7 protein-coding genes are annotated in these 8,121 nt (G+C 59.0%); all 7 read left to right on the top strand.

Annotation, left to right across the window (positions count from 1 at the left end; translation table 11 throughout):
* Window positions 1-201, top strand: a 201-nt coding sequence (locus tag YUO_RS47490; RefSeq protein ID WP_210163980.1) for a hypothetical protein, incomplete at its 5' end; no start/stop codon positions are given.
* 348 nt (window positions 202-549) lie between these two features.
* Entirely contained in the window at window positions 550-1,986 is a 1,437-nt protein-coding gene (locus YUO_RS0137260; protein ID WP_028351671.1) for an aldehyde dehydrogenase family protein, read from the top strand.
* 130 nt (window positions 1,987-2,116) lie between these two features.
* Complete coding sequence (locus tag YUO_RS0137255) at window positions 2,117-3,271, top strand: mandelate racemase/muconate lactonizing enzyme family protein (RefSeq protein ID WP_028351670.1); 1,155 nt, start codon at window positions 2,117-2,119, stop codon at window positions 3,269-3,271.
* Window positions 3,272-3,475: 204 nt separating this feature from the next.
* Window positions 3,476-4,195, top strand: coding sequence for an aminotransferase class III-fold pyridoxal phosphate-dependent enzyme (locus YUO_RS43275; protein WP_235782965.1), 720 nt, complete (start codon window positions 3,476-3,478; stop codon window positions 4,193-4,195).
* A gap of 695 nt (window positions 4,196-4,890) precedes the next feature.
* Window positions 4,891-6,624 (top strand): hydantoinase B/oxoprolinase family protein, encoded by a 1,734-nt coding sequence (locus YUO_RS0137245; RefSeq protein ID WP_035728531.1) that lies wholly within the window; start codon window positions 4,891-4,893, stop codon window positions 6,622-6,624.
* Between the two features lie 162 nt (window positions 6,625-6,786).
* Window positions 6,787-7,143, top strand: coding sequence for a hypothetical protein (locus YUO_RS44230; protein ID WP_051379864.1), 357 nt, complete (start codon window positions 6,787-6,789; stop codon window positions 7,141-7,143).
* Window positions 7,144-7,188: 45 nt separating this feature from the next.
* Window positions 7,189-7,938, top strand: coding sequence for an aminotransferase class V-fold PLP-dependent enzyme (locus tag YUO_RS43270; RefSeq protein WP_051379863.1), 750 nt, complete (start codon window positions 7,189-7,191; stop codon window positions 7,936-7,938).
* Window positions 7,939-8,121: the final 183 nt, after the last annotated feature.

Raw genomic sequence — 8,121 nt, 5'->3', positions numbered from 1 at the left:
TCCAGCAGGTGCGCCGCACGAACGAGGTCGGAAAGGTCGATCTCCACACGTACTGAGAAACTCGGATCGCTGGGCAACGAATTCGGCGCATGGGTGGCCGGTCAGGAGCTCCTGCGCGTCCGTGACCGGTCATCTGATACCGCTGCGATGCTATTCCGAATGGCGGCGGGATCGGAAGCAGTTCAAGTGCTGGTGAAATGAGGAGAACGAGATTGACTGCAAACGATGTCACGTGGCGCGCAATCATGAAAGGCACTCTTGCCGCGGCGGGACAACCGCCGCGCCCCGGATTGTCCTTGGTAAGGCGAGCAGCCCCAAAGGGAACTAGATGCCCTTGTGCAGTTCCACCGTGCCGGCGGCGCGCTCTCAGCCGCGGTCGCGATAGCCGTCGCGCTGCACCAGCGGAGTCGGCGCTCTTCTCGCTGTGATCGGCGCCCCAACTCCTTGATCCGCAACGACACGATTCGCATCAGCGATCTCATCCGGCTCGACCACTCGGGCAGCGAACAACTGATAGCGCATCGGAGCCCCATTATTGGAAAATGCAAAATGGACGTTCATCCGAACTATATCGCTGGTCGCTGGGTTGCCTCGGCCGGAACCTTGGATGTGATCAATCCTTCCGATGGATCGAAAATCGCCGAAATCTCTCGTGGCGGAGCATCCGAGGTCGACGCCGCGGTCCTGGCCGGTCGCGCTGCGGCAAAAGGGCCGTGGGGAAAAATGGAGGCGGCCTCGCGAGGTCGTCTCTTGCTCAGGATGGCTGAACTCATCCGTCGCGACGTCGAAAAGCTGGCGGCGCTGGAGAGCGATGATGTCGGCAAGCCGATGACGGTCGCGCGCGGCGATGCCGCCGTCTGTGCCCGATATTTCGAATACTATGGTTCGGCCGCCGACAAAGTTCATGGCGAAACCATCCCGTTTCAGCCTGGCTTCACCGTGATGACACACTATGAACCGCACGGTGTAACGGCGCATATCGTGCCCTGGAACTATCCGCTGCAAATGGTCGGCCGCTCGGTCGCGCCGTCACTCGCGATGGGTAATGCAATCGTCCTCAAGCCCGCCGAGGACACGTCGCTGACGGCGCTTGCACTGGCGAAACTCGCCGAGGAGGCGGGCTTTCCGTCTGGTGTCTTCAACGTCGTTACCGGGCTCGGCGAAGAAGCCGGTGCGGCGCTGTCCGCGCATCCTGGCATTGGCCATATAAGCTTCACCGGATCCCGCGAAGTCGGCACGCTGGTACAGACCGCGGCCGCTAAGAACACGATTCCAGTGACGCTCGAACTGGGCGGAAAATCACCGCAAGTGGTCTTCTCGGATGCACCTGTGGAAGAGGCGGTTACCACGATTGTTAGGAGCATCGTGCACAACGCTGGCCAGACCTGCAGTGCCGGTTCGCGGGTTTTGGTCCAAGACCACATCTATGATGAGTTTACACAGCGGCTCGCCAAGCGGTTCAAGGCGCTACGGGTCGGCTCGGCCACCCAGGACCTCGATCTTGGACCTGTCGTCAATGCGGCTCAGCGGACCCGGATAGAAGGCTATCTGGACCTGACTCGGCGCGACCAACTGCCGATTCTGGCGGAAGGAGCGTTCGGTACAAACCTGCCTCGGAATGGCTATTACGTCAAACCAACCTTGATTGGGGACGTCCCTCCGGACCATCGCTTGGCGCAGGAGGAAATCTTCGGACCAGTGTTGGTGGCGCTGCGCTTCCGTGATGAAGACAATGCAGCACGCATCGCGAACGGCACACTATACGGGCTGGCTGCCGGCGTGTGGACCTCGGATCTCGGCCGAGCGATGCGTCTAGCTCGTCGCATCGAAGCGGGGCAGGTGTTCGTGAACAATTATGGGGCGGCCGGCGGCGTTGAACTGCCATTTGGCGGCGTGAAAGGATCAGGCTTTGGTCGTGAAAAAGGCTTTGCCGCGCTGTACGGGTTTGGCGTTCTTAAGACGGTGATTATTCGGCACGGCGTCTAAAAAGCCTCAGGGATAGCCGGCTCTCGGAGAGACGATGGGGATCAAGCGAGACTCGGAAATTCGCCCATTCGAATATCCGGATCCAAGCTTTTTCTGAAATTGATTGACTGCTGCGGCTGGAGGATGACCTATGAAAATTGATGCTGTCGACATCATCCCCCTCGACATGAGATTGCAGGAAGTCTTCAAAGGGGGGACATACCAAGTAGCCTCTCGGCCGACGATCATCACCCGCGTTCATCTCGCGAATGGAATGGTTGGCGAAACCTACGGGGGCGACGAATTTCATACCCAGCGAGAAATCGTCGACGTCATCCGGAATCACCTCGCGCCGCTCCTCATCGGTCAGGACGTGCGCGACTTCCAACGCCTTTGGCAATCGATGTTCCACGTCAACATTGACTTGGGGAATAGGGGGCTGCACCAGCTGGACATGCACCCGCGCGGAATCCTCCTGCAAGCGATCAGCTGCCTCGACAACGCCATGTGGGACGCGCGCGGCAAGCTCTATCAGACACCGGTCTACAAGCTGCTGGGCGGCGTGCGAGAGCGCGTTCCGGTCATCTCGATCGGCGGTTATTATCCAAAGGATGGCCGTGATGCCTGTGAGGCGATCGCAGAGGAAGTCGACATGGTTCGCACGATCGGTTGTATGGGCATCAAGATGAAGGTCGGACGCGCAACCCTCGAGGAGGATCTCGATCGCGTGCGTGCTGCACGGAGAGCCGGGGGGCCCGACTTCGTCCTGACGGTGGACGCGAACCAAGGCTGGGATCCGCTCGATGCGGTCAAGTTCTGCGTGGCCCTGGAGAAGGCCGATCTCGACGTCAGATGGATGGAAGAACCTATTAAATGGTACGACCAGACCGACGGCTTACGGCTCCTTGCGAGCAAGACCACCATCCCGATCAATGTTGGACAGGGCGAGATCAGTGGTCGTGCTTGCCGCGATTTGATTACGAAGGGTGATGTCTCGATTTTGAATCTGGATTGCACGCTGTGCGGAGGCGTCACAGAGTGGCAGCGCGTCGCCGACATGGCAAAGATGATGAATGTCGAGATGGCACACCACGAGGAGCCCCAGGTCGCCATCCATCTCATGGCTGCCAATCCCCATGCGCTGTTCGTCGAGATCTTTGCTAACAAGCTACGTGATCCGCTGCTGTGGGAATTGCCCGAGGACTTCCCGGAGATCAAGAACGGCTACATGGCCGTTCCGCAGGAGCCTGGTTTGGGCATCCGACTCAACGAGAGGGTTATTGAGCGCTATCGCGTCGACTGCTGAAGCTGTTGAACCAATTCTCAAGAGAGTCGACACAAGCCGGGTCTATTTGCCCTTAGGGAGATACTATGGGACACCTGAAATCAACTCGAAATACCTCGCTGGTCGAATTGGACCGCCAGCATCTCATTCACCCTGTCGTGAACTACCGTGTTCATGAGGAGCGTGGCGCAACGATCCTCGAGTCCGGTCACGGCGTGTGGCTCCGTGACCGTCATTGTGCCCCCAAAGGGCTGGCTCAAAGCCATGCGCGATACGTGTCGCCGGCTCGACATTCTGTTCGTAGCCGACGAGGTGATTACCGCCTTCGGTCGTACCGGCCCCATGTTCGCCTGCGAGAGCGAGGGCGTCGAACCGGATCTAATGACTGTCGCCAAAGGTCTGACCGCAGGATATGCTCCTATGGGTGCCGTTCTCCTGTCGGATGAGGTTTATCAAGGTCTCGCAGAGAGCGGAACCCGTTCAGATCCCATTGGCCATGGTCAAACCTATTCTGCCCACCCTGTGAGCGCGGCGATCGGCCTCGAGGTGCTGCGACTCTATCGTGAAGGGGGGCTACTTGCCAACGCAGTCATCCAGTCCAAGTACTTTTCTGCCGGACTGGACAGTCTGCTCGATCACCCGCTGGTTGGTGACTCCCGCCACCGCGGTCTACTCGGCGCTGTCGAGCTCGTCGCAGATAAGGAAAGCCGCACCCGATTTCATCCGTCTCTCAATCTGCCAACTCGTCTCTTTGAGGCGGGATATCGAAACAAAGTGATCTTCCGGGCATTCGGCGATAACATTCTCGGATTCGCCCCGGCGCTCTGCATCACTCAGGAGGAGGTAGGTCAGTTAGTTGAGCGCGTTCGTACGACGCTGGACGATGTGATCAGCCAGGAGGATGTCCGTTCGGCGCTACGCACTACGAAAAAGGCACAAGCCTGAAACGGCAAACCTCCTTTCATATCTAATTGGAACCGATCAATGACCGAGTCCTCCGCCTTGGCGGCTTCGTGGCATCGGCGTCGATAGGTCCTTCACCGACATGATGTTGCGCGACACGGCAGGAACCGCGCCCATCTCAAGGCGCCGCCCGTCACGGTCGATTGCCAGCGATGACGTGCTGAACGCATTGCGGTTGGCCGCAACTGAAGTCGATCTGCTTTCTATTTTGCTGCGGAATTACGACTTGTTAGATCATCCAGCAAACGAGGATAAATCGCCGTCTCGCTCACGATTTGCACGAAAGTGAAATAGAGCGACGGAATTAAAGGCGCATTCTGTACGTTGCGTACTGAACTATTGCTTTGACACATCCTCTATTCGGTTAGTTTTAGACTCACTACTTGTGCGTCGACCCGATGAACAGCAGAGTGGCATGTGACCGATAATGCTAAGAAGGTGAGATGGGCGAACGCATGGTAAGTTGTGGTAGCTTGCGCCATTGCGGAGTGCGCCGGTTCGTGTCCTCCTGGAGGCGTGGATGGCAGGAGAGCCCTGCGTACGACGGACAGGATCTTCACCTGGGCTGCAAGTTGCAAGGGCCGCTGGTGTTCGAAGAGCGCACGATTGCCGCCTTCGTCACCCCCCGCCGCGGTTCACGCCGCGGATGACATCCTGGTCCATATTGGAGCCGTTGCATGAATCTCGCTTTGGACCCGATTACACTCGCACTGGTGCAGAACCGGCTGGATCATATCTCGCGCCAGATGGGATGGGTGATGACCCGTGCCGCCCGCTCTCCGCACTTGACCCAAAGCCACGATTTCTCCTGCTTCATTGCCGACGCCCGCGGCATTGTGATGAGCCAGGCGGACGGTATTCCCATGCATACCGGCGGGGGCGGTTTCGCCGTTCGCGCAATCCTACGTGACTTCAAGGGCGCGATCGCGCCGGAAGACGTCTTCCTGCTGAGCGACCCGTACACCGCCGGCGGCAATCACTTGCCCGACTGGGTCATTGCCCGCCCGGTCTTCGTGAGGGGCAAGTTGGTCGCCTTTGCCTGCAATCGTGCGCACCAAGTGGACATCGGTGGCGGCGCGGCTGGCACTTACAACCCGACCGCCACGGAGATCTTCCACGAAGGCATCCGGCTGCCGGTCCTGAAGTTGATCGAAGCGGGCCGCATGCGTGAGGACCTGTGGCGCCTGCTGCTGCTCAACACGCGCTTGCCCGAGGGCCTCGATGGCGATGTGCGCGCTATGATCGGCTCGACCCAGATCGGCGCCGAGCGCATTGCACTGCTGGTCGAGGAGGCGGGGGCGGATCGTGCCGGGGAGTTCTTCGAAGCCGTGCTCGACCACGCCGACCGCCGCTTTCGAGCCTCCCTCTCCCGCTTGCCCAAGGGCGCCTGGAAGGCAGAGAGTCCAATTGACCACGATTGCTTTCAGCCCGTTGACAGCGTGATCGCGGTCACGCTGTCGATGGGCGAGTCTGGCCTGATCGTCGACTTCGAAGGAACATCGCCGCAGGTGCGGGGCTTCAAGAACAGCTCAATCGCAAACAGCACATCGGCGGTGTTCATGGCGTTGCTCGCGTTTTTCGAAGCGGACCTTCCCAAGAACGAGGGAGCGTTCCGCAGCGTCGAGATCCGGCTGCCTGAAGGCAGTTTGGTGAACGCGCGTCCGCCTGCGCCCATGACAGCGAACACGGTCTACCCGGCAAACGAAATCATCCAGGCGGTCTGGAGGGCGCTGGCGCAGGCACTGCCCGAGCGCGCTTTGGCCGGTTGGCCGAAAGGAGTGCAAGTCATCATGGCGGGGGCTCGCCCCGATGGCGACCGCTATGTCATGCATAACTTTGGATCAGCGGGGGGCAGCGGCGCCATCGAAGGCCGCGATGGTTTCAACATGATCGGGAGTCTGATTACGCTGGGTGGGCTCACTTTACCCAATCTCGAGGACTATGAGCAGTTCTATCCGGTGCGGTTTAACCGGCAGGAGTTCCGCTGTGACGGTGGTGGTCCCGGCCGCTTCCGGGGAGGAACTGGGTGCGACTACGAGGTCGAAGTGTTCACGCCGGCCGACTATTCCATCATGATCGGCGGGATTCCTGGCGGACGAGCAGCCTCATTTGGCGTTGGAGGAGGCAAACCAGGCTTAACCCAAGAACCTACGATCTCGGTGGCCGATGGCAGGAAGATTCGGCCCATCAATTGCGAGGTGGAACGACTGGGACCTGCGACCTACCGTACCCTCACCGCCGGTGGTGGCGGATACGGCGATCCGAAAACGCGCGATCCTTCCAGTGTCCTGCGCGATGTGCGCGACGGCTTCGTCAGTGTCGATGCGGCCGAGCGGGAATACGCCGTGTCCATCACATCCGACGGACGCGGCATCGCTGGAGCAAGGACGTCACAGCTCCGCAGAGCTTAGCTCCACCCCCCGCTCAGGCTGGCAGAAGGTTAGCACGCCGCACAGGACATTAAATGAAATGTGGGGACATAAAACGAGGCGCTGGGACGCCGAACTTCAGGTCGTTGTGAGTAATGATGCGCGGCGTTCGGCTGAAGATGGGATCCCGGCGGCGCACATCAAGTGTCAATCAACGAAACACTTTCGGTTGAGGAGCATGAGTTGAAGTCGGTGAGATCGGAAAGCTCGCGATTTGCGGAGCAAGGATTGTCCGAAGCCGACCTGCGCGCGCGTTTGGCGAGCCAAAGGCGCGGGGACATGGTTTGGAACGATCCGCATAACTTGAAAGCTGCCTATTACGCCGGCGACGACGTCTTTCGGCTGGCACGTGACACTTATTCTGCGTTCCATGGGGACAATCTGCTTTACGGCAGGGCTCTTTTATCCAAGCCTGATGGAATGTCCTCGGAAGTGGTTAGTATGGCGCTGGAGCTGCTAGGCGCCGATGTGGATGCGACCGGAACGATCACGTCCGGTTGAACCGAGAGCATCATTCTCGCGGTAAGGGCCGCCAAAAACTGGGCGATGGCGGAGCGTCCCACCAAGTCCGTTCCGGAAATTCTCATGAGCCATACGGGCCATCCTGCTTTCAACAAGGCGGCCGAACTCCTCGACCTCAAAGTAGTAAGGGTACGGGCAAATTCCGATTGTCGGGCCGAGATCGGAGCCATCCGGCAGCATGTCACCGAGAATACGATCATGATCGTTGGATCGGCGCCCGCCTACCCGATGGGATGTGTTGACCCGATTGCGGACCTCGCGCAAATCGCGAACGAGAGTGGGCTGTGGCTGCATGTCGATGCGTGCGTCGGCGGCTTCTTTCTTCCCTTCGCAAGGGAATTAGATGACGTTCCCGCTTTCGATTTTATCCTAAAAGGTGTCAGATCCATTTCGGCGGATCTTCATAAACACGGATATACAAGCCGCGGTGCATCTTTGCTGTTATTGGCTGATAAGCGTTTCGAGCAATACCAGCGCTTTTTTTTTGACGCGTGGCCGGTCGGTGAGCTCGTCACCATGACAATTGCCGGATCGCGTCCGGGTGGTGCAGTAGCCTCGGCATGGGCCGTGATGAACTTTCTTGGCCGTGCGGGATATCGGGAGCGGGTGAGAAAGATCATAGAAGCGCGCCGTGCCCTCATCCCCGAGATCCAGAGTCTGGAAGAACTGCGGGTCCTTGGCATTCCCAAGGCCGGCATTGTCGGAATTGGTGGAGCGGACGGCATTGACATGCGCGCTGTTAGCCAACGCATGATGGACTGGCAGACGATCTGAAGCAGTCGATTTTCGACGCCAAGATTGGGCGACTCTCAGGGACGTTCGAGAAAAATACGTATGGGGCATGAGGCGGCCCTTCTGATTTTCAACCATCGGAATTAAGCCAATGACCACTCTGCCCGAAGTCGGAACGAACTGGGGTGAGCTCAAGGATCGCTTACGCAACATGAAGCAGGGCGA

The sequence above is a fragment of the Bradyrhizobium murdochi genome (assembly GCF_000472965.1).
GTDB lineage: Bacteria > Pseudomonadota > Alphaproteobacteria > Rhizobiales > Xanthobacteraceae > Bradyrhizobium > Bradyrhizobium murdochi.
This window is presented reverse-complemented; position numbering and strand designations above follow the sequence as displayed.

Bases quoted from the DNA above. Each gene is read 5' to 3' on its own strand.
- YUO_RS0137255 (WP_028351670.1), top strand. From the start codon at position 2,117: ATGAAAATTGATGCTGTCGACATCATCCCCCTCGACATGAGATTGCAG.
- YUO_RS0137245 (WP_035728531.1), top strand. From the start codon at position 4,891: ATGAATCTCGCTTTGGACCCGATTACACTCGCACTGGTGCAGAACCGG.
- YUO_RS43270 (WP_051379863.1), top strand. From the start codon at position 7,189: ATGGCGGAGCGTCCCACCAAGTCCGTTCCGGAAATTCTCATGAGCCAT.
- YUO_RS0137260 (WP_028351671.1), top strand. From the start codon at position 550: ATGGACGTTCATCCGAACTATATCGCTGGTCGCTGGGTTGCCTCGGCC.